The organism is Autumnicola aciditolerans (genome assembly GCF_041679265.1).
Classification (GTDB): Bacteria; Bacteroidota; Bacteroidia; order Flavobacteriales; family Flavobacteriaceae; genus Autumnicola.
The window spans coordinates 1-19,442 of sequence record NZ_JBGFSM010000002.1; the positions used below are offsets into that span (position 1 = coordinate 1).

A 19,442-nucleotide genomic window follows, 5' to 3' on the forward strand; every position below is an offset into this window, starting at 1 on the left:
TGGTTGGACGTTCAAGTTGGTAATAAGTGGTATACTTTTAAATTGAAATGTGGGGTAGTTCTATATTAATATATACAGTGGAGCATGCTTTTGCCATTAACACCAGGGGGGAAGTTATCCCCCTGAGCTGGCAGCTGCGCCGGGATAACCTTAAAGTGGAAGCCCTGGCGCACCTGGAATTGTTTCATCGTTATTTCTACGGCTTATCCCCGGCTACCTACGAGCAGCGGCTTGAGAAGGCGCTGTGGCTTGGGAATAGTTCCGTGGATAACGTGTATCGCCAGAAAAGAGCTGATGGGGTATATAACCGCATCCTGCAATATGCCCTTGTCCAGCAGATCGATACCGTGGAGTCGGAAGTGGAGCTGGACCAGGCACCTTATCCTTTTAGCACCCGTACGGTTTTTCGCATTAACCGGGGCAGTATTGAAGATACCTATGAACTGATTACCACTGGAAAACTGCTGCCGGTAGAACGACAGTTTCCCCAGAATACCCATGGCCTTCTGATCACGGACTTCTTTGAGAAGCGCCTGCGGAAAATGCCTGCGCAATAGAAGTTTAAATAAAACCATAAAACAAAAAACATGAAAATCGATAAGAAGAAAGTGGTATTCGGCTCCGTGCTGATCTGTGTCCTTGGGTTTATTATCTCCTATTGCCTGGTGGTTTTTGGAGGAGACCAAGAACAGGAGCAGGAAACAATTTCGGACCCCGAAGTGCCGCAGTTGAAGGAGGAAACCAAATCCTACGATTCCAGGCTTAATGCCATCAACGATCTCCGGGAGAAAAAGCCATCCCTGGCGCCAAGCCTTTATGATGAGATGGAAGAAGAACAGCAGGAGCGGTCGGAGGGTCAAAAAGGGGAATCCACCGATTCCTTACCTCCACAACAAGCCTGGACCATGGAGTCCTGGAGCTTTAACCGTGAAAATGCTGAAGATAGTATAACAGCTGCTTTTCCGGGAACACATGAGGTTGGTATAGCGGAAGCAGATACATCCAAAGGAACTTCCACAATGGAACTGGCCCTGGCCCAGGAGCTGTTTTTTAGCAGTACTATTGTGAATAACAATACAGTGGGTGGTAAAATGGATTCGGTGATTTGGGTCTTTGTGGACGGGCAACAGGTGGCCAGGGCAAATTCCCGCCTCCGCCTGCGGCTGATGGAACCTGCCCGGATAGGAGGAAAGTACCTGCCACGGCTTACCCCGTTATACGGGTTTGTAAGTTTTGCAGCCAACCGGGTGATGGTAAATATCGAGCAGGTCATGCATCGGCCTGTTTCCCTGAAGGCATACGATGTCCAGGATGGCAGCGAAGGGATCTACGTGGAATATAACTTCCGGGCAGAGGCTTCGCGGGAAATCCTGGATGACGCGTTGGGGGAAATCAATATTCCCAGCCTGCCACAGGTCAGTGGTATTAGCAGGCTGTTTCAAAAACATAACCGCAATATTAAGGTAAGCATTAGCGATCGCTACCAGTTACTGCTTAAACCGGAACTCTAAAATTTATTCCTATGAAAACTTTAGCACCCCTTCTTCTAGACATCTTTATACTGCTTTGCGGCAATTTAATTTATGCGCAGTCGCACCGGACTCCTGATACCCTCTATGCTAATGATCACCAGCAGGTTGCCCTCTTCTTCCCGGCTCCAATTCGCCAGGCGGTTACCGGGGCTCCTCACATGGTTTTTACTTATAACAAAGACCGGCCGCAGTATTTTGGGCTGCTGCAGGCCAAAGCAGGAGTGGTAAGCAACCTGTTTGTAATTGATCAGCAGGGAAATATCTTTTCCTTTGTACTAAAGTTCCGGGAAGAACTGCAGCATTTCTATTATTTGTTTACCGGTAAGGATGCGGTGGGTCGTGAAGCTTCTGTAAAGAAGGATACTGGGGCAACTGCTAAGGCTGAGTCTTCTCCCTACCTGGAACGGCTTTCGGAACATTTTCTCAATAGGGCAAAAGGAACGCTTCGGCGGCAGAAGAAATCCAACGTGGTACTGCGGGTAAACGATATTGTGTTTTTTAGTGAAAATTTTTTCGTGGTCATGGAAATAGAGAATCGCTCCGGGATCAGCTATGAACCTGATCAGCTTGATTTTTATGTCAGCACCAGAAAGCAGGGGAAACGAAAGTCCATGCAAAGCCTCCCATTGGAAAAAAAGTATACTTATAGCTTTCCGGAAAAAGTCCTGGCGGGAACAACAGATCGTTTTGTCGTGGTACTGCCCAAGTTCACTTTACCCAATAATAATGAAGTACTGGTCAGGCTTTTTGAGAAGCACGGGGCAAGGAATATTGAGCTAAAACTTCTCACAAAGCATATCAATGGGAAGAATGCAGCTAAATATACCACAAATAAGTAAAATCGAGGTGCAAATATGAGATCCTATTGCGACAAGCCAGGTCTGTTATAAAGTAAAAACTAAATTTTTAATCTAAATTTTTTCAATTATGAGTAATCTACGTAATAAAGTACAGCTAATCGGGAATGTAGGAAATACTCCTGAAGTCAGGAACCTGGAAAGTGGCAAAAAGGTAGCCGGGTTCTCCATCGCTACCAATGAATTTTATCGCACCTCAGGTGGAGAGAAAGTGCAGGATACCCAGTGGCACAATATCGTGGCTTGGGGAAAAACCGCCGAAATTGTGGAGAAGTACGTATCTAAAGGCAAAGAAATTGCCGTTGAAGGAAAACTGACTTCCCGTTCTTTTGAGTCCGAAGACGGCACCAAAAAATATGTGACTGAAATCATTGCGGGAGAAATTCTCCTGATAGGTAAGGGGTAATAATGTTTAAATACAGGCTAAAGAAGGGGGGATTTATCCAAAGTACCTCCCCCTTTACATATATTAAGAAGATTAAGATAAAACTGAGAATGGAAGTTTCAAATGGTCACATGGAAAACTCAACGTAAAAAGGTTTGAAATTAGCTATTCTGGTATATCACATTCCTAGGGAATATTAAAAGTATGGGTGTAGTTTGTAGGATGGATTAAAGCTCTTGATCGGCATTTCCATCCTATTGGGACCTGTAGATCAAAGCTTTAGTCGTCTTAGGACAGCCGATTTGTAAGTTTCTCCTATTGGTATTTTTGTGTTGCTGAGAAGTATACGGGATTTTTGCATAGCTGTAATAAAATCTAAATTCACAACGTAAGAGCGGTGAACCCTTAAAAATCTGTAGGATGGCAGTTTTTCCAGGATTTCCCTGAAATTAGACAAGGTGAGTACGGGTTTGGCCTGATCCTGCAAATGGATCTTTATGTAATCCTTAAGGCCTTCAATATATTTGATATCTTTAAGGTTTATCCTTAGTTTTTCATATTCGGCCTTTACAAATATGAAATCATCTTCTACCGCCGGGGAAGACATGTTTTTCATACCCCGATGCTCCATATCTAAAATTTTTCCGGATTCAAATTTTTCCCTGGCACGAGAAATCGCCTTCAGAAAACGGTGAAATGGGATTGGTTTTACCAGATAATCTGTGGCATTAAGATTAAAGCCATCCAATGCATATTGGGGATAAGCTGTTGTAAAAATGAATTGCGGAAGATTATCTATGCTTTTTACTAGATCTATCCCGTTTAAATTTGGCATTTCAATATCCAAAAAAACCAAATCTATTTTGTACTTATTCAAAACCTGAATCGCCTGCAACGGATTGGTGCATTTAGCGATGATTTCTACATCGCCCACCTGTTCAAGATATGATTCCACCACTTCTATCGCAAGCGGTTCATCATCTATTATTATGCACTTCATCTAGCTTAATTCTAAAACCAAATTTACAACAAATCGGTTTTCTTCTTCAGAAATCTCCAGCAAATGCCTATCCGGATATAAAAGATTCAATCTTTCTTTAGTGTTGGCAAGCCCAATTCCCGCATTCTCACTACCTGCTTTTTCACGTCCTATCAAATTTACACAGCTAAACCTTAAACGTTTCGGTTCTACAAGAATAGCAATTTTTACTTCAGTATTCCCTCTGAAATCTGTTCCGTATTTAAAGGCATTTTCAATAAAGGAAATAAGTAACAGCGGCCTTATTTTCTGATCGGTAACCGGCCCTTTGATATTTAACGTAACATTTTCATTGTTCGCTATCCGTATGCGCTGCAATTTGAGAAAATTTTGAATATACTCCAGTTCATCTTTAAGCGGAACAACATCAGTATTTGTTTGGTACAGCATATATCGCATTAGTTCAGAAAGTGTAATTACAGCTTCGGGAGCATCGGAAGATTTTTTGACACATAGTGAATAAATACTGTTAAGACTATTAAATAAAAAATGTGGACTTAGCTGATTTTTTAGAAAGTGTAATTCCGTTTTACTTTTCTGGTTTTCTATTTCTTTCTTTTTTATCTCATTCTGATTCCATTCAGAATACATTTTTATGGAAGTTCCCACAACCACAAAAGCAAGATTTACAATAAAGGGAATAAAAAAATGAAAAGGTATTCGAGGTCCCCTGTTCATAGGAAAACCTTCAGGCGGTGCAGGTGGAGGCGGTCCAGGTGGGTTATAAAATTGAACGAAAACGGGTAGTGCAATTAACACAGCCGCTAATAGAAGGTAAGCGAAGGTTTTCTTCTTCAACAAAAAATGTGGTACCAAAAAAAGATAATTCACATAAAAAACAATAAAATTTATTCCAAGAATCACCACGAGGCGCAATGCAATATCTCCGTTACCGGAGTATATTTGTAAAAGACAAATAATAAAAAAAACGAGCCACACGGCAGTATGCACCACCAGTACCTGTTTCTTATCCTTTAAGAAGCTGTTTGCCATATGTTCAATTCTGTTTTATATATATCCCTAATTTCTTTAGCTCTCCACAGCTAATACTAGGTTTTATTCTCCTTCTTAATTTTGCTCGAACCATACAACCTACCTTCTCCGCATCTGTGGCGGTAGAAAAAGAAATTTTTTCTTCTATAGCCGGAATATATTCCTGTTTTATTAAAGGTTTACCTTCCGCATTTATACTGTAACCGTAGCCATTGTCACCTTTGAAAACCACTACACTAAGATTATCTTTCCCAACAGTGGATCCCCATTTTACTGTACCAGCAACAATAATGAAAATAAGGACTAAACTAAATAAAATGCGGTAACCTAACTTAAAAAGCATAATTTTAAAAATTTTAAAAACCCAAAGCATCTAACGGAGGGCACAGTTAAAAATGCCTTGGGTTTTCTACTAAACAAACTAAAAATAAAAACCAACTAACTTAATCTTCATCATCATATTCCTCTTGAGGAAATAATTCGTAAATATCATCTAGGTATAAACTTCCAGACCTGCCAAGTAAAACAAAGGCCCTTTCACCGGTAGAAAAACTCACGGCATCCTGCCTTACGGTTCCTTCCAACTGGGTGATTTCTTCCCAGGTATCACCTGCAGGCTCATACTCCCATATACTCGAAACCGCACCCCCGGTATATCCCGTGGCTATGTATCCCAACCCCTCAAGGCTAAAGCCTACGGCATTAGCCCTGGTGATGTAATAATCGTCATCCTCATCTAAATCATTTAAGCGGGTAAACACCTCCGTCTGTGGGTCAAACATCCAAAAGTCATCTTTATAAAGCCCATTACTAACTCCGGTTCCAATGTAGACAAGGCCATCTATGGTAAACGTTGTGGCATTCCTGCGTTTATCGCCGCCAAATCCTACCAGCTCTGACCATTCGTCTATAGAAGGATCGTACTTATAAAAATCCTTTTTATCATTTTCACCATCATAACCGGTACCTATGTATCCTGTACTTTCCATCCCAAAACCTATAGCTGCACGCCTGGGACCACCTGAGAAATCTGCTTTCCTTTCCCAGATATTGGCAGATGCATTATATTCATAAAAATCACTTAATTCTTCTTCCCCATTGTAGCCTATACCTATGTAACCGAGATCATTAATTGCAAATCCTGTTGCAGAACTTCTTGCCTCCCCGGGAAAGTCGGCTTTCTGAATCCAGTAATTGCCTTCTATATTATACTCCCAAAAATCAGCGAGATAATCGTCTCCATCGTAACCTGTACCAATATATCCATTTCCATCAATTACAAATGAAACTGCATTGCTCCTTGGCACCCCGTCAAAAACCGAACGGGCTACCCAGTTGCCTCTTTCTTCCTCGTCATCATCACCCGAACAACCACCGAGCAGTAAGCCCAAAAGGCATAATTGAATAATATAACTTCTGTTCTTTATCATTTTTTAATTTGATTTGGTTTTTATATTGAATTTCACACCGGTTGTAAAAAACGGCTTTTCGTTAATATTGAAACTGAACAATTCCTCTCCTTCAGAATCATTTAAATTATAATTACTATTAAGCATATAGCCTCCTCCCAGACTGAATGACCAGGTATCGTCCATACGATATTCATACTCCAGTCCAAGGCTTCCGGTATTTATTTCAGCCTTTTCAGCCGTATTTCGTGTATCTGGTACCAGGCCTCCACTTAGATTTACATAAACACCTCTAAAATCGAGATTAGCTTTAAACAGGTGGTCTTGTTTATAATGGTAGGCAATTTCACTTTTTGGAAAACCTGCCTCAATAGATAAATCGTTACCTAACCAGGTAAAATAACTTACCACAGGATAAATTTCAGGTTTGCCAAAATAGGTATAGTATCCGGCTCCAAGACTAAGGCCGGAAGGTTTAGCTTCTTCCCCCCATTTTCTTGTTAAATACCCACCACCTGTAAGCAATACATCTTCAGTAGAAAGACCGGCGTGAAAATTTGATGCCAGCCCAATGCCCATTTCAGCATAAAGCTCCCATTGCTTTGTGGGTTTATAATTTAAGCCAATGGTATTGCGAAGGTTATAAAGATTATTTAAAGCATCTGTATTAAAACTGGTTTTCGCGGGATAGGTAAGCTGATAATATTTAAAAGCAGTAGTATTTTTTATCGTCCATTGATTAAAGTCATAGCTAAAAAAACTCGTAAGCCCTGTCTTATTAAAACTTACATTATCACTTCCATTGGGATAAAGAAGGTAATTCATTTCAAAAACCCCTTCCCGAAGCTGGCAGAATGATTTAGTCCCTATACCAATCATAAGAATCATCACAAGTTTTTTTCGCATTAGGATTTAAAGTTTGGCCAAAACTACACGGGCTTTTTTCCACAGGAAAATTAATTAGACGAGACAGGGCTTTTTCTATATGAGTAAGAAATATCTGCCGATAAACACTAATGCTATGTATTCATAGAGGAAAACAGGAAGCCGGTCGGGAAAAACACAGCACTTATATAAGTATTTTTATTTAGAAAGTCTGTTGAAGTAGGTTCGCTAAAAATTCATCGTTTATGAAGAATAGTTTGAATGTGAAATTGAGCTTATCCTGCTTTTTCCTATTGCTGACGTTTATTTCCTGCAATCAGGATGATTACTCTGCTATTGGCGAAGACTGGACCAGCAGTAATACCAAGGTAATGTCTATAGATACTCTGAGCGTGCTTTCTTCAACTTTTAAATTCGATTCTATTCCTGTTTCAGGCACAAACCGTCTCCTTATTGGTTCCTACGATGATCCTGTTTTTGGCCGTACCAGTGCCGAATCCTATGTGCAGCTTTCCAATAACACCTACACTCTGGACAATGATGCTGAATTTGATTCCATAGCGCTTATTTTAAAATATGATGGTTACACTTATAATGACACCATTCCTCTACAAAAATTTATGGTTGCCGAGGTTTTAGAAGATATAGAACCTGAAGAAGACTATTATTACAACACTACCACTTTTAATGCTGCGGAAAATTATCTTGGAGAAAAATTATTTAATCCTCTCCCCCACATCAGGGACTCCATTCAAATAAACGTGAATGATGATTACGGAAGGACAATGTTTGAAAAACTACGGGATAATGATATTAATAGTTCTGACGAATTTTTGCGGGAATACCCGGGACTGGTAATTTCTTCCGACGATTCCAATACGGCAATTCTTGGGTTTTCCAAAGAAAGTTACTTAAGGATATATTATTCAATTGAATCGGAAACCGAAGATGATGAACGCCACTTAGACTTCGCTTTTAATTTTACAAACAGCTTCCATCATATAGCTTCCAGTTTTAGCGGTACATTCTTTGAAGATATTGAAGATCAGGAAGATTATCTTTCCAGCACTACCACAGAAGACAAAAGTTATATACAAAGTGGTACCGGAATTGCCACCCGCTTAGATTTCCCTAGCCTTGAAAGATTAAACGATATTGCCGGGACTGGTGCTATTATAGAAGCGAATTTAAAAGTCTCACTCAAACAAACCCGGGAAGAAGCTGAACTTACCACAAGGGATTCTCTTCAGTTTTACATTATTAATCAACGTTCTGAGGTTTTAGAAAACCTGGTGGACTATAACGGCAATACCGTGTATGGTAGAATTGCTGAAGAGCATGAGGAGTATAATATCCTAACTTATACTATACCCCTAAAATATTATCTGGATACCAAAGCTACGACCTATAATGGTGACAAATGGTATTTAGCAATGTATCCCCAGGAGTTTGCTTCTTCTGTAGACCGGTATATTATTTACGGAGAAAAAGCGGCCCCTTCTTTAAAACTCAAACTGGAATTAATATATGCTGTTTACGATGAATAAACCATTGCCCCTGTCACTTATAATTTGCCTGATTATTATCTCGGGATTGCAGGCACAATCCAACCTGCTCTCCAATTCGCCTTATTCTTTATATGGATTAGGAGTTTCCAATAATTTAAGTACAGGAAAAACCAATGCTTTAGGGAATACCGGGATAGCTTTGCCTTCGGCTACAGAAATCAACAATTTAAATCCGGCTTCTTATGGTGCAATTCCCTCCAAAAGCTTCTTTTATGACATTGGCCTGAAGTATGAAATTACAACATTAAATGAAGGGAGCAGTGAAGAAGTAAAAACGAACGGGAATTTTTCCAATCTTGCTTTTGCCCTCGCATTAAATGAGAAATCGGGGATTGGGTTAAGCCTTATCCCATATACCAACGTGGGATATTCTGTTTCCGCTATCGAAACGGCTATAGAAGGGTCCCAGGAAAATTTCTACACTTATATAGAGGGTCACGGCGGGTTAAATGAATTTAAACTGAATTATGGCTATTCCCTTTCCCCATCTTTTAGAATAGGTGCCACAGGATCCCTCCTGTTTGGAAAAATAACTGAAGATGAAACTGATTATATTGGCACCAATATCCTTGAAATAAAGGAAGAAAACCGATATAGCGGGATGAGGCTGGGATTAGGTATGCAATACGATCTGTCTGAGAAATTCTCTCTTGGCTCCACGATTAATTTACCTGCAAGTCTTGGCGCAGAACAGGATCAGGAAGTATACCAATATTATAGCTCCACGCTAATTAACAGTACAACAGAAGATAATAATATTGATAATTTTAAACTCCCACTGGAACTTGGATTGGGAATAAATGCCAAAATCAGAAGAAACCTTTCCTTCTATGTAGATTATAAGAGGGAATTTTGGGATGCCACCGGCCAAACAGATGAACTTGGCTCTTTTACAGACCAGGATATTATAAGTGCCGGCCTGGAATTAATTCCAGGGGGAAACCCTCTTAAATATACCAATTACATCCAGTACCGCGCCGGGTTCAACTATAACTCCGGCTACCTGAGGGTTAATGAAGACAAAGTAAATAGTTATGGCTTAAGCCTGGGAATTGGCTTACCTGTTAAAACCGGCACCGCTTCCATGTTTAACCTAACATATTCCTATGGCAGGAAAGGGCAGGTAAACAATGGGCTTATTCAGGAAAATTACCATCTGTTAACCCTTAATATCAGCTTACAGGATTTTTGGTTCCAGCAGCTAAAATTTAATTAAAGGTGAAGTAAAAAGTCATTCTTAAGATATTGATAAATAAAGTATCAACACCCTTAAATTTACTGTAAAGCAGTTGTGCTTTTTTTAAAATGCATTAAGTACTTGAAACCTACTTGGTTTGAAGACAACAGAAAGAGATAGTCTGAATTATTATTTCAAATAACTTTGGTATAGACCTCTTTAACTTCTCCAAAGAAGCTAAGTATTCTCCAATCTCTTGAGGAAAAGCTACGCAGGGCGGGAATCACTTCGTTTAGAGGTTAAGAAACTTCTCGTTTCGTCTTTACGTTCCATGCTCCAGCTTGCCATTTTCAGAATTGGAGCACTTCACTTCAAGCCAAAACCGCAAGGAGATTAATCCCGGTTGGAAATTTCCATACTTGCATTTGGCTGCGCTTCCTGTGTGTTGGTACTTCTCCGGGAGCCTTTAGCCTTACTACCGGCCCATCACTGTACTTCCCTTTTTTTGTTGGCAAAGATACCAGGATTTAGAAGTTAGACGCACTGCATAAGCCAGTCGTGCCTCCTTTTTATAAGTGCTCCCTAATTCTAAATCCTGTAAAATGTATCAGCAACAAAAAAGGTAACAGCGACGGCTCTACGGGAAGTAAATCTAAAATGACTCTTATGAAATCGTACAAAAACATCAAAAAGGAAGCGCATCCAAAAAAACAAAAAAGGGAAAACGCTCAGGATACAATAAGTAAATCAATGTTTAATTTAAATTTTTCAATTATGAGTAATCTACGTAACAAAGTACAGCTGATCGGGAATGTTGGAAACACTCCTGAAATCAAAAACCTTGAAAGCGGCAAAAAAGTAGCCGGTTTTTCTATCGCTACCAATGATTTTTACCGCACCTCAGGTGGTGAGAAAGTACAGGATACCCAGTGGCATAATATCGTGGCATGGGGAAAAACCGCCGAAATTGTGGAGAAGTACGTGTCCAAAGGCAAAGAAATCGCCGTTGAAGGTAAACTTACTTCCCGCTCTTATGAAACTGCGGACGGCACCAAAAGGTATGTGACTGAAATTATTGCCGGGGAAATCCTCCTGCTTGGAGGGAATACAGCCAATGAATAGGCAATAAAATTAAGAGGGCGGTTAGAACCCATTCTATTTCCGCCCTCTTTTCATTATTAACTATAATGTAATTACCTATGAAATCTAAAGTTAACGAAATTTCGATAAAGTACAGGGGGAATTTGAAAGTAAAAGAAGCTCCCAAGATCAGCTCCTCCCTTTGCGCTAAAGAACTGCTTTTTAACCAGTGGAATAAAGACCATATCGCCCTTCACGAATGCTTTAAAATCCTGCTGCTTAATAATGCCAACAGGGTAAAAGGGATATTTGAAGTCTCCACAGGAGGGATTACCGGAACCCTGGTGGATGTGCGGATTGTTTTTGCGGTGGCGCTGAAGTCATTAACCACGGCGATGATCATTTCCCATAACCATCCCTCGGGAACTTTAAAGCCCAGTGAAAATGATAAACGCCTGACCCGGAAAATTAAAAGCGCCGGCGAATTTCTTGATATAAGGCTGCTGGACCACCTTATTATTACTCCCGATGGCAGTTATTTTAGCTTTGCCGATGAAGGAATTTTGTAACACCTAAACCGCTGCTTCCAAAGTAGCGGTTTTTTCTAATTTTATATGATGGTTCATTTAAAATTGACTATATTGAATTGACTTTTTTACACTCCGATCTTCACAAAGAAGGCGCCGTTTTTTCTGACTTTCAAAAGGTGCCGGTAACATAAGTTCAACATAGAATGGGAACGAAATTCCTAAACCAGTAGCGGTTTGCCGACAGGGAAATCGTGGCATTTTTGATCCGGCCCGCCGGGGAAAAAGGACAAGCAAGAGGGTAACACGCTGCGCGATGTTACGGGTCCTTTTTAAAATCATAAGTAAATGATTGTCAATTATTTACGATTAACTATAAGTGCCTGGTACAGAGATAAGAAGCTGGTTTTTTACTAAAAAATGCCGGCAGCCCAATGTTCCCGTTCGAATTTTTACTAAAAGATGGATACCTCACACCAAAAAGAGCCTTTTGAAACTTTTAAGCTTAAAGCTTCGGTAGGCCGGAAATTCAGGAAATATGCCCGGCATTTGGGCTGCTCCCAATCGATGACCCTGCTGCTGATGTTGGAGTTTTTTGAGACCAACCAGCTTTCTCCCAAAGAGAATTTGGGCCCGCATATGCAAACCCTGGAGCGCCTGGTTAAAAAACGTATCGATGCCCTGATCGCCATCGTGCGCAGTATCGAAAAAAACCAGACCAAACCCACCACCCTGATGTTGCAGTCTTTATTCGAAGAGGAGCACACGCCTTCCCAGCCGAAATTCAAAGAAAAGAAGTTCCAGGCAAAAGAGGAACCGGTACAGTTTCGTGAAAAGAAATCAAATAATTAAATACTTAAGCTCATGTACATTACAATCTCTCCACAGAAGACCGGTGGCTCCTTCCCGAAAAGCAGCAGCGGGTTCGTCAGTTACCTGGAAAAGGAAAATGAAGGCAAATCCCCGGAAGCGCAGGAATTCTTTTTTAACCAGGATGAAGACCGGGTTACCCCGGAGACGGTTATTAAAGAAATCGACGGCAATACCGCGAAACTTAAAAATTCGGAACCCAAGTTCTATTCCATTACCTTAAATCCCAGTGCCTACGAGCTGAAACAATTACAATCCAATGAGCAGCTGAAGGAATATACCCGGGAAGTTATGAAAGCCTACGCCGCATCTTTTAACCGGGAAATCGAGGGAAGGCCGGTCAACGTGAATGATCTTAAGTATTTTGCCAAGCTGGAAACACAGCGAACCTATAAAGGAACGGACTGGAAGATCAAAGAAAACCAGCCGTATGCCACCCGTATCCTGGAGCTTAAAAACGACATGCGGCGTATCCGGCAGGGGGAAACCACCGGAGATCTTAAATCCCTGCAGCAGCAAATCGATAAGCTGGAACGTGAAGCGCCGCACCAGCTAAACGGGCAGCGGATTACCCAGGGCATGCCCAAAGAAGGCAACCAGGCGCATATTCATATTATCATCAGTCGTAAAGATGCCTCCAACCGCTATAGTCTCTCCCCGGGCAGTAAATACAAAGCTTCCGGGGTAATGATGAACGGAAAAATGGTGCAAAGAGGTTTTGACCGGAATCATTTTTTTAAACAGGCAGAAAAGGTGTTTGACCGCCAATTCGGTTACCAGAGAAACTTTGTGGAATCCTACAAGGCCCGGAAAATGTTTCTGCAGCAGCCTAAAAGTTATCTGCATCAATTAACAAAATTACCCACTCCTGAAAAACGGATCGCATTCCAAATGCTTCGTGCTTCCGGTCTTCCTAATCTTCCTGCTATCCCCACCAACAAAGTACAGCTTGCCCTGAAGGTTTTTAAGAGCCTTAAGCGGGGAGTCGATATTGCTATTAAATCAGGTTCAATCGGTATATAAATTAAATCATTATGCTTGTAGATCTTTTTCATCCTTTAGTGGTCCTTTCCCTATGGTGTTTTGCCGGGGGAGGCTTTCTGGCCCTGCTTAAATATTCAAAATATGGTTTCTGGCTAAACCTTTTGCTGCTGGGGTCGTTGTTATGGCTGTTAAGCTTCCGGTACCCGGAAGGAGAGAGCTTGCGACTCACCCTTTGCTATGGCTGCCCGTTATTGCTGATCAACACCGCCCTTTACGTTTTTTTCGGAAAAGAAGCTTTTGATGAAAACGTGGAGGAGAAATACCGGGTAAACTTTAAGACTGCTAAAGGAAAATTTTCTATTGCCAATGTGCGCCGCGGCGTCTCCATTATAGGGGCCGCCGGGAGCGGAAAAACGGAAAGCGTGGTTTATCCTTTTCTGCAACATTTTCGCAGGTATAACTTCTCCGGGGTCATCCATGATTATAAGGATTTTGAACTGACCGAAATGGCGTACCCGCTGTATAAGGATAGCGATGTGCCGCTCTATATCATTTCCTTTGATAAGATCGTACACCGGGTCAATCCCATTGCCCCGCATTACCTGCCCAACGAGGAAAGCGTCAATGAAGTTTCCCGGGTATTACTGGAAAACCTGCTGGAACAGAAAGAAAGCGGCGGTTTCGGTTCTTCCAAATTCTTTAATGATGCCGTGGAAGGCCTGATAGGAGGGATTATCTGGCGCCTGCGCACGGATTACCAGGAGTATTGCACGCTGCCGCACCTGATTGCCATATACCAGCTGCTGGATACCGATAGCCTGATTGCCTTTCTCTCCGGGAACCAGACCTCCAAAGCAATGGCCAGTGCTTTTATCCAGGGCAAGGATTCCGAACGGCAAACCGCAGGGGTAAAAAGTACCCTGGCCAATGCCCTTAAGAAAATTACCACCGAAAAGATCTTTTACGTACTCTCCGGGGATGAAGTGCCCCTGGATATCAATAATCCCGAAAATCCCGCGGTAATCTCCATGGTCAATAATCCTAAGTATGACGCCGCATATTCCCCAATTATCGCCACCATCATGCATACCATTATTAAACAAATGAGTACCCGTAACCGGGAATCTTCGTTTGTACTGATGGAAGAGGCCCCGACCATTCGGCTCCTCAATATGCACCGGGTCCCGGCTACCCTTCGCAGTTACGACATCGCCACGCTTTACGTGATGCAGGATAAAATCCAGAACGACCTCATGTACGGGGAAAAGGCCAGTAAGGCTATTTTAAGCAATCTAAGCTACCAGTTTTTCGGAAAGGCTAATGATCCCGATACGGCCAGGTACTATGAGCGCTTTTTCGAATTGGTAAAACAACCTACCACCAGTGTAAATCGTAGTCATAGTCTTGCTTTTGATACCCGCGTGACAACAGGAGAGCGGGAGGTGGCAAAGATCAGGGCAAGCCGGTTCTTTGCATTAAAGCCAGGAGAGTTTGTTGTTTATGCGGATGGGGAGGAAAAGGTTCTTGATTTTAAGCTTAGAGGGATAGACAGGGCCTTGTTCAACCGGGAAGAGGTGCCGCCAGATGATGTAAGGAAATGTTTTGATGGAATATTTGCCGACATAAAAGATATGTTTGAAAGCTAGTCTGGGTAATATTAGCACAAAATTTTCCTCCTGAATATAAAGCGTCTATATTAGGATTTTATACATCATTATTTCTTGCAAACAGCAGTAAAAATGGGCTAAATGGAGTATCTTTATAGTACAAAATCTTTAGCCATGAAAAGAAAGATTTTTACCCCTCTCTCCCTTTTTTGCTTTCTAATTATTTCAGCTCAAAATCCGGAAAATATGGTGGGCTCCTGGACGCTTATTTCTGGTCAGCACAAAATTTCTGAAAAATGGAGTATTCCTACTATCACTATTCTTCAACATTATCGTGTTTATGAAGATTTTCAATTTGTGCTGGCCAGAACCGGTTTAAGTTATAGGTTCAATCCCATGGTACAGGCTACTCTGGGCTACGATTATTTTCATTCAAAACCCTTTGATGGCTCAGCAGCTTCTGGAAAAGATCAAAACAGGCTTTTTGAGGAGCTGGTGCTGAAGAATGCCTACGGGAAACTTGGTCTCTCTCACCGTTACCGCCTGGAAACTATCTGGACCAGTCAAAATTCTGAACATAGCTTTGGTCACCGCACAAGGTATAGGTTACGTTTACAATATCCTGTTTACAAAAAACTTTATGCGACAGCCTTTGATGAAGTTTTTATCATGCTGGAAAAGCCGTATTTCAATCAAAACCGTTTACACCTGGGAATTGGGTATGGGTTTAGCCCAAATTACAAAATGGAATTGGGCTACTTTAAAAATGATTTCAACACGGCATCTTATGACAGAGTTCGGATAGCAATCATCTTTAATACCGATCTAAGGAAAAGTTGAAGTAACTTTTATTGCTTATGAAAAATTCAAATGTGTCGGTTTTGATGTAAATGATTTTTAGCTATAATTTCTAAATTTACTAGGATAATATTTTCGTACTTTAGCTAAGCATCAATAAAAAAGACCGCAGTCTTAAAAAGAAGCATTGCGGTCTTTTCATTCGGCCTTCAGACTTCTATAGATCCGAAGGTATTTTGTGATGCTCATCAATCAATGGACCTCCTGCTACAATCTCCTGAGTAGCTTTAGGGGCGAATTTTTCAAAATTAAGATGGAAGGAATGAGCCAGTTGAATAGCCTTTTGAATGTAAGCTCCTTTCTGAAGCCAGGTGTTGATCGGGTTTAGCATTTCAGAAGGTACGCCATGACAATATTTTGGCATTTTTAACCCGAAAATAGGATGGGTTTCATAATCTACATCCTGTAGATTGCCTTTCAGGATTTCAGAGATCATGCTTCGGGTATATTTCAATTTAATCCTGGAGCCCACGCCATAAGGGCCGCCACTCCAGCCGGTATTTATAAGCCATACATTAACATTTGCTTCCTGCATTTTTTCACTGAGCATTTCAGCATAAACAGTAGGATGCAAAGGCATAAAGGGCTCGCCAAAACAGGCGGAAAATGACGGAACTGGTTCCGTAATTCCCGCTTCAGTACCGGCAACTTTGGCGGTGTAACCGGAAATAAAATGATACGCGGCCTGGCCTGGAGTGAGTTTGGAGACTGGAGGTAGTACTCCAAAAGCATCGCAGGTAAGAAAGAAAATATTTTGCGGATTTTCAGCATAAGAATCCTCCTGGATATTCTTAATATGATCTATTGGATAACTTACCCTCGTGTTTTGGGTAATACTGCTGTCAAAATAATCAACTTCGCCGGAGCCTTCTTTAAAAACCACATTTTCAAGAAGTGCTCCCGGTTTAATGGCGCGGTAAATATCGGGTTCGTTTTCTTCAGTCAGGCCAATCACCTTGGCATAACAACCACCTTCAAAATTAAATATCACATCATTTGGGGTCCAGCCGTGTTCATCATCCCCAATCAGCTTTCTTTCGGGATCTGCGGATAAGGTGGTTTTCCCGGTACCCGAAAGTCCGAAGAAAATAGCCGTGTCACCGTCTTTCCCAACATTGGCAGAGCAGTGCATTGGAAGTACATCTTTTTCGAGAGGAAGAATAAGGTTCAATGCTGAAAAAATACCCTTTTTCATTTCTCCCGTATATGCAGAGCCTGCAACAAGGGCAATTTTTTTGGTGAAGTTAAGAATGCTGAAGTTGCCCTGGCGCAAACCGTATTTTTCAGGATTTTCTTCAAGGTAACCAGGAGCACATAAAACCAGCCAGTCTTCTTCGAAATTTTCCAGTTGTTCTTTGTTAAACCTCAAAAACATGTTCTTTACGAAGAAGTTGGACCAGGGATATTCGGTGATGGTTCTTACGTCTAGCCGGTATTCAGCATACGCACAAACATATCCGTCATGCACGTAAATTTCCTTGCCTGAAAGATAAGCGGTCACTCTGTCATACAACAAATCAAAATTTTCGGGGGAAATGGGTTTGTTTATTTTTCCCCACCAGACTTTGCTGGTGTAATCGTCCTGAACAAGAAACCTGTCCTGTGGAGATCTTCCGGTAAACCGCCCGGTATTTACAGCAAGAGTGCCATTTTCGGTTTCCCTGCCCATGCCTTTTTCGACAGTGATTTTCTGAAGTTCTTCTCCGCTGAGATTCCACTGTATCAAGTTATCCTTTAAACCATACTTTTTAAGATTTCTGGCTTTTGGATGGTTGAGAACATTTTCCATAATAGTTGATTTTAAATTAGTTTATTTTAATAAGGCCAGATTACCGGAACCAGTAGAATGGTGGTAGCAAACATCAATAAAAGTAGGGGAGCTCCTACTTTAAAGTAATCCGCAAATTTATAGTTGCCTGCAGACATTACCATGGCATTGGTAGGTGTGGCCACAGGGGTAAGGCAGGCAGTAGAAGCGCTGATGGCGACAGTTATTAAAAATGGTGCCGGTGAAACATCTAAAGTGGTAGAGGCAATAAGTGCAATTGGTGCCATCAAAATGGCAGTGGCAGAATTGCTGATCGCCTGGCTAAATACAGAAGTCACTAAAAAGAATCCGGCCAGCAGGGCTGTTGGATGTATTTGCCCCAGACTATCTACAAGTGCCCCGGCGGTAATTTGTGCCAGGCCGGTTTTTTCCAGTGCAGCACCCATTGGTATCATGGCGGCAATCATTACCACACTGGTCCAGCTAATATTGCTGTAGGCTTTGGTAATGGGAACACATCCGGTCAACATCACCACTCCCGCACAAACTAAGGCAGCAACCGCACCGGGGAAAACATCGAGTACAAGCAAAAGTATCATGGCTAGTAAGGCGCCCATTGCGATGTAGGATTTTAGGCCTAAAACATCTACATCTTTGCTCATGTTCTCGGGACTGCCCACTATCACCAGGTTTTCATGCATGGCCTTAAGGGATTCAATATTTTCCCAGGAGCCTCTTACCAAAAGTGCATCTCCAGCCTGTATCCTAATATTACTGTCTTTTAAAGCTTTACTGCCGCGGTTTGCTCCAAGCAATTGAATATCACTTTTCTGAAGATAGCGACCTATACCAATATTCTCCCCAACAAGTCGGGAACCTGGAGTTACCAGCATTTCTGCCATTCCAACATCTTGATTGATAAGTTCTTCTTTCAGTCCTTTCTCATCAGGAGGGGAAGGGATAATGTCCAGGTTGAATAATAAAATAAGCTTATCTACTGCTTCTGCACTTCCTTTAACGGTAATAATATCGTGATAAAGCAATTTGGTTTCCTGTACAGGGAACTCAACATAAGAATGAATTCCTTTAAATGGATTTGGATGCCTCCTGCGTAACCTAACGATAGAGATATTGTATTTATCCTCCAGGTTCCAATCCTTTATCCTGGTATTCAAAAGCTGGGACATAGATCTTATTCTTAGGCGATAAAGATTATCCCCAATACTAAAATGTTCAATCCACTTATGCATTTCAGAATCAATATTAGCCGGCCTGCCTGCAGATTCTCTTTCAGGCAATAGCTTATGTCCAAAGAACCTGAAGTATAATAGCGTAACAATAAGTAGCGGTACCCCGATAAGGCTAAACTCAAAGAAGGAAAAGCCTTCAAAACCATTCTGCGCCAACGCATTGCTGACAATAATATTAGGGGGAGTACCGGTTAAAGTCAAAAGCCCGCCGGTATTTGAGCCGTACGCCATTGGAATAAGTAATTTAGAAGGTATGGTGCCGGCATTCCAGGCTGCAGAAGCTGTCATGGGCATCAAGGCTGCAACCGCGCCGGTATTGCTGACAAATCCCGAAAGAACTCCAGATCCTAAGGTTATAAGTATAAGCAGCCTGTTGGTGCTCTTTTTAGCCATGGCTACGAATTTTTTACCGGCAAGGGCAGTCCAACCGGTTCTGGAAAGTCCTTCTCCTATTATAAACAAGGCGGCTATCATAATTACCGTTGGATTGCTAAACCCACTAAGGGTTTCCGGGAGGTTCAGAATTCCGGTTAGGAAAAGTGCGAGCATAGACATTAATGCTACGACATCTGGCGGATATTTATCCCATATAAACATCCCCAGAGTGATCACAAGTATAATTAGGAGGATATACATTTTATAAGGCTTTAGTT

19 protein-coding genes are annotated in these 19,442 nt (G+C 41.6%); 12 read left to right on the top strand and 7 right to left on the bottom strand.

The window, feature by feature from the left end; genetic code table 11:
• Nucleotides 1-47 precede the first annotated feature (47 nt).
• The 4 genes from AB8M93_RS01725 to AB8M93_RS01740 all read left to right on the top strand — a co-directional run bounded on the left by AB8M93_RS01725 (nt 48) and on the right by AB8M93_RS01740 (nt 2,795).
• A complete protein-coding gene (locus tag AB8M93_RS01725; RefSeq protein ID WP_373055903.1) occupies nt 48-557 on the top strand; it encodes a conjugal transfer protein TraK in 510 nt (169 codons plus the stop codon).
• 30 nt (nt 558-587) lie between these two features.
• A complete protein-coding gene (gene traM / locus AB8M93_RS01730) occupies nt 588-1,511 on the top strand; it encodes a conjugative transposon protein TraM (protein ID WP_373055904.1) in 924 nt (307 codons plus the stop codon).
• A gap of 11 nt (nt 1,512-1,522) precedes the next feature.
• On the top strand, nt 1,523-2,371 hold the full coding sequence (locus AB8M93_RS01735; RefSeq protein ID WP_373055905.1) for a DUF4138 domain-containing protein: 849 nt from the start codon (nt 1,523-1,525) through the stop codon (nt 2,369-2,371).
• Between the two features lie 88 nt (nt 2,372-2,459).
• Nucleotides 2,460-2,795, top strand: a complete 336-nt coding sequence (locus AB8M93_RS01740; protein WP_373055906.1) for a single-stranded DNA-binding protein — start codon at nt 2,460-2,462, stop codon at nt 2,793-2,795.
• A gap of 250 nt (nt 2,796-3,045) precedes the next feature.
• Here AB8M93_RS01740 and AB8M93_RS01745 read toward each other — a convergent pair whose 3' ends face one another.
• The 5 genes from AB8M93_RS01745 to AB8M93_RS01765 all read right to left on the bottom strand — a co-directional run bounded on the left by AB8M93_RS01745 (nt 3,046) and on the right by AB8M93_RS01765 (nt 7,121).
• Complete coding sequence (locus tag AB8M93_RS01745) at nt 3,046-3,774, bottom strand: LytR/AlgR family response regulator transcription factor (RefSeq protein ID WP_373055907.1); 729 nt, start codon at nt 3,772-3,774, stop codon at nt 3,046-3,048.
• Entirely contained in the window at nt 3,775-4,806 is a 1,032-nt protein-coding gene (locus AB8M93_RS01750) for a sensor histidine kinase (RefSeq protein WP_373055908.1), read from the bottom strand.
• 4 nt (nt 4,807-4,810) lie between these two features.
• Nucleotides 4,811-5,149 (bottom strand): DUF4907 domain-containing protein, encoded by a 339-nt coding sequence (locus AB8M93_RS01755; protein WP_373055909.1) that lies wholly within the window; start codon nt 5,147-5,149, stop codon nt 4,811-4,813.
• Nucleotides 5,150-5,249: 100 nt separating this feature from the next.
• Nucleotides 5,250-6,236, bottom strand: a complete 987-nt coding sequence (locus AB8M93_RS01760) for a Kelch repeat-containing protein (RefSeq protein WP_373055910.1) — start codon at nt 6,234-6,236, stop codon at nt 5,250-5,252.
• 3 nt (nt 6,237-6,239) lie between these two features.
• Nucleotides 6,240-7,121 carry a DUF6268 family outer membrane beta-barrel protein gene (locus AB8M93_RS01765; RefSeq protein WP_373055911.1) on the bottom strand — a complete coding sequence of 294 codons (882 nt, stop codon included), beginning with the start codon at nt 7,119-7,121 and terminating at the stop codon, nt 6,240-6,242.
• Between the two features lie 224 nt (nt 7,122-7,345).
• Here AB8M93_RS01765 and AB8M93_RS01770 point away from each other — a divergent pair, with 224 nt between their 5' ends.
• The 8 genes from AB8M93_RS01770 to AB8M93_RS01805 all read left to right on the top strand — a co-directional run bounded on the left by AB8M93_RS01770 (nt 7,346) and on the right by AB8M93_RS01805 (nt 15,753).
• Complete coding sequence (locus tag AB8M93_RS01770) at nt 7,346-8,647, top strand: DUF4270 family protein (protein WP_373055912.1); 1,302 nt, start codon at nt 7,346-7,348, stop codon at nt 8,645-8,647.
• Nucleotides 8,640-9,884 (top strand): BamG family beta-barrel-assembly machinery protein, encoded by a 1,245-nt coding sequence (gene bamG, locus AB8M93_RS01775; protein WP_373055913.1) that lies wholly within the window; start codon nt 8,640-8,642, stop codon nt 9,882-9,884. Before AB8M93_RS01770 ends, bamG begins: the two co-directional genes overlap by 8 nt.
• Before the next feature lie 735 nt (nt 9,885-10,619).
• The gene (locus tag AB8M93_RS01780; protein WP_373055914.1) at nt 10,620-10,967 is read left to right on the top strand and encodes a single-stranded DNA-binding protein; all 348 of its coding nucleotides are present in this window, start codon (nt 10,620-10,622) and stop codon (nt 10,965-10,967) included.
• 77 nt (nt 10,968-11,044) lie between these two features.
• Nucleotides 11,045-11,494 (top strand): JAB domain-containing protein, encoded by a 450-nt coding sequence (locus AB8M93_RS01785; RefSeq protein ID WP_373055915.1) that lies wholly within the window; start codon nt 11,045-11,047, stop codon nt 11,492-11,494.
• A gap of 420 nt (nt 11,495-11,914) precedes the next feature.
• Nucleotides 11,915-12,304 carry a BfmA/BtgA family mobilization protein gene (locus tag AB8M93_RS01790; RefSeq protein ID WP_373055916.1) on the top strand — a complete coding sequence of 130 codons (390 nt, stop codon included), beginning with the start codon at nt 11,915-11,917 and terminating at the stop codon, nt 12,302-12,304.
• A 12-nt stretch (nt 12,305-12,316) separates the two neighbouring features.
• Complete coding sequence (mobB, locus tag AB8M93_RS01795) at nt 12,317-13,345, top strand: MobB family relaxase (RefSeq protein ID WP_373055917.1); 1,029 nt, start codon at nt 12,317-12,319, stop codon at nt 13,343-13,345.
• Between the two features lie 11 nt (nt 13,346-13,356).
• On the top strand, nt 13,357-14,952 hold the full coding sequence (locus AB8M93_RS01800) for a type IV secretory system conjugative DNA transfer family protein (protein WP_373055918.1): 1,596 nt from the start codon (nt 13,357-13,359) through the stop codon (nt 14,950-14,952).
• Nucleotides 14,953-15,087: 135 nt separating this feature from the next.
• Nucleotides 15,088-15,753 (top strand): DUF2490 domain-containing protein, encoded by a 666-nt coding sequence (locus AB8M93_RS01805; RefSeq protein WP_373055919.1) that lies wholly within the window; start codon nt 15,088-15,090, stop codon nt 15,751-15,753.
• A 175-nt stretch (nt 15,754-15,928) separates the two neighbouring features.
• Here the strand turns inward: AB8M93_RS01805 and pckA are convergent, their stop codons facing one another.
• Together pckA and AB8M93_RS01815 are read right to left on the bottom strand one after the other, a co-directional pair.
• A complete protein-coding gene (gene pckA, locus AB8M93_RS01810) occupies nt 15,929-17,560 on the bottom strand; it encodes a phosphoenolpyruvate carboxykinase (ATP) (RefSeq protein ID WP_373055920.1) in 1,632 nt (543 codons plus the stop codon).
• Nucleotides 17,561-17,586: 26 nt separating this feature from the next.
• On the bottom strand, nt 17,587-19,425 hold the full coding sequence (locus AB8M93_RS01815; protein WP_373055921.1) for an SLC13 family permease: 1,839 nt from the start codon (nt 19,423-19,425) through the stop codon (nt 17,587-17,589).
• Between the last annotated feature and the right edge of the window lie 17 nt (nt 19,426-19,442).

Coding starts and splice junctions, on each gene's coding strand:
- AB8M93_RS01725 (WP_373055903.1), top strand. CDS start 48: ATGTGGGGTAGTTCTATATTAATATATACAGTGGAGCATGCTTTTGCC.
- traM (WP_373055904.1), top strand. CDS start 588: ATGAAAATCGATAAGAAGAAAGTGGTATTCGGCTCCGTGCTGATCTGT.
- AB8M93_RS01735 (WP_373055905.1), top strand. CDS start 1,523: ATGAAAACTTTAGCACCCCTTCTTCTAGACATCTTTATACTGCTTTGC.
- AB8M93_RS01740 (WP_373055906.1), top strand. CDS start 2,460: ATGAGTAATCTACGTAATAAAGTACAGCTAATCGGGAATGTAGGAAAT.
- AB8M93_RS01745 (WP_373055907.1), bottom strand. CDS start 3,774: ATGAAGTGCATAATAATAGATGATGAACCGCTTGCGATAGAAGTGGTG.
- AB8M93_RS01750 (WP_373055908.1), bottom strand. CDS start 4,806: ATGGCAAACAGCTTCTTAAAGGATAAGAAACAGGTACTGGTGGTGCAT.
- AB8M93_RS01755 (WP_373055909.1), bottom strand. CDS start 5,149: ATGCTTTTTAAGTTAGGTTACCGCATTTTATTTAGTTTAGTCCTTATT.
- AB8M93_RS01760 (WP_373055910.1), bottom strand. CDS start 6,236: ATGATAAAGAACAGAAGTTATATTATTCAATTATGCCTTTTGGGCTTA.
- AB8M93_RS01765 (WP_373055911.1), bottom strand. CDS start 7,121: ATGCGAAAAAAACTTGTGATGATTCTTATGATTGGTATAGGGACTAAA.
- AB8M93_RS01770 (WP_373055912.1), top strand. CDS start 7,346: ATGAAGAATAGTTTGAATGTGAAATTGAGCTTATCCTGCTTTTTCCTA.
- bamG (WP_373055913.1), top strand. CDS start 8,640: ATGAATAAACCATTGCCCCTGTCACTTATAATTTGCCTGATTATTATC.
- AB8M93_RS01780 (WP_373055914.1), top strand. CDS start 10,620: ATGAGTAATCTACGTAACAAAGTACAGCTGATCGGGAATGTTGGAAAC.
- AB8M93_RS01785 (WP_373055915.1), top strand. CDS start 11,045: ATGAAATCTAAAGTTAACGAAATTTCGATAAAGTACAGGGGGAATTTG.
- AB8M93_RS01790 (WP_373055916.1), top strand. CDS start 11,915: ATGGATACCTCACACCAAAAAGAGCCTTTTGAAACTTTTAAGCTTAAA.
- mobB (WP_373055917.1), top strand. CDS start 12,317: ATGTACATTACAATCTCTCCACAGAAGACCGGTGGCTCCTTCCCGAAA.
- AB8M93_RS01800 (WP_373055918.1), top strand. CDS start 13,357: ATGCTTGTAGATCTTTTTCATCCTTTAGTGGTCCTTTCCCTATGGTGT.
- AB8M93_RS01805 (WP_373055919.1), top strand. CDS start 15,088: ATGAAAAGAAAGATTTTTACCCCTCTCTCCCTTTTTTGCTTTCTAATT.
- pckA (WP_373055920.1), bottom strand. CDS start 17,560: ATGGAAAATGTTCTCAACCATCCAAAAGCCAGAAATCTTAAAAAGTAT.
- AB8M93_RS01815 (WP_373055921.1), bottom strand. CDS start 19,425: ATGTATATCCTCCTAATTATACTTGTGATCACTCTGGGGATGTTTATA.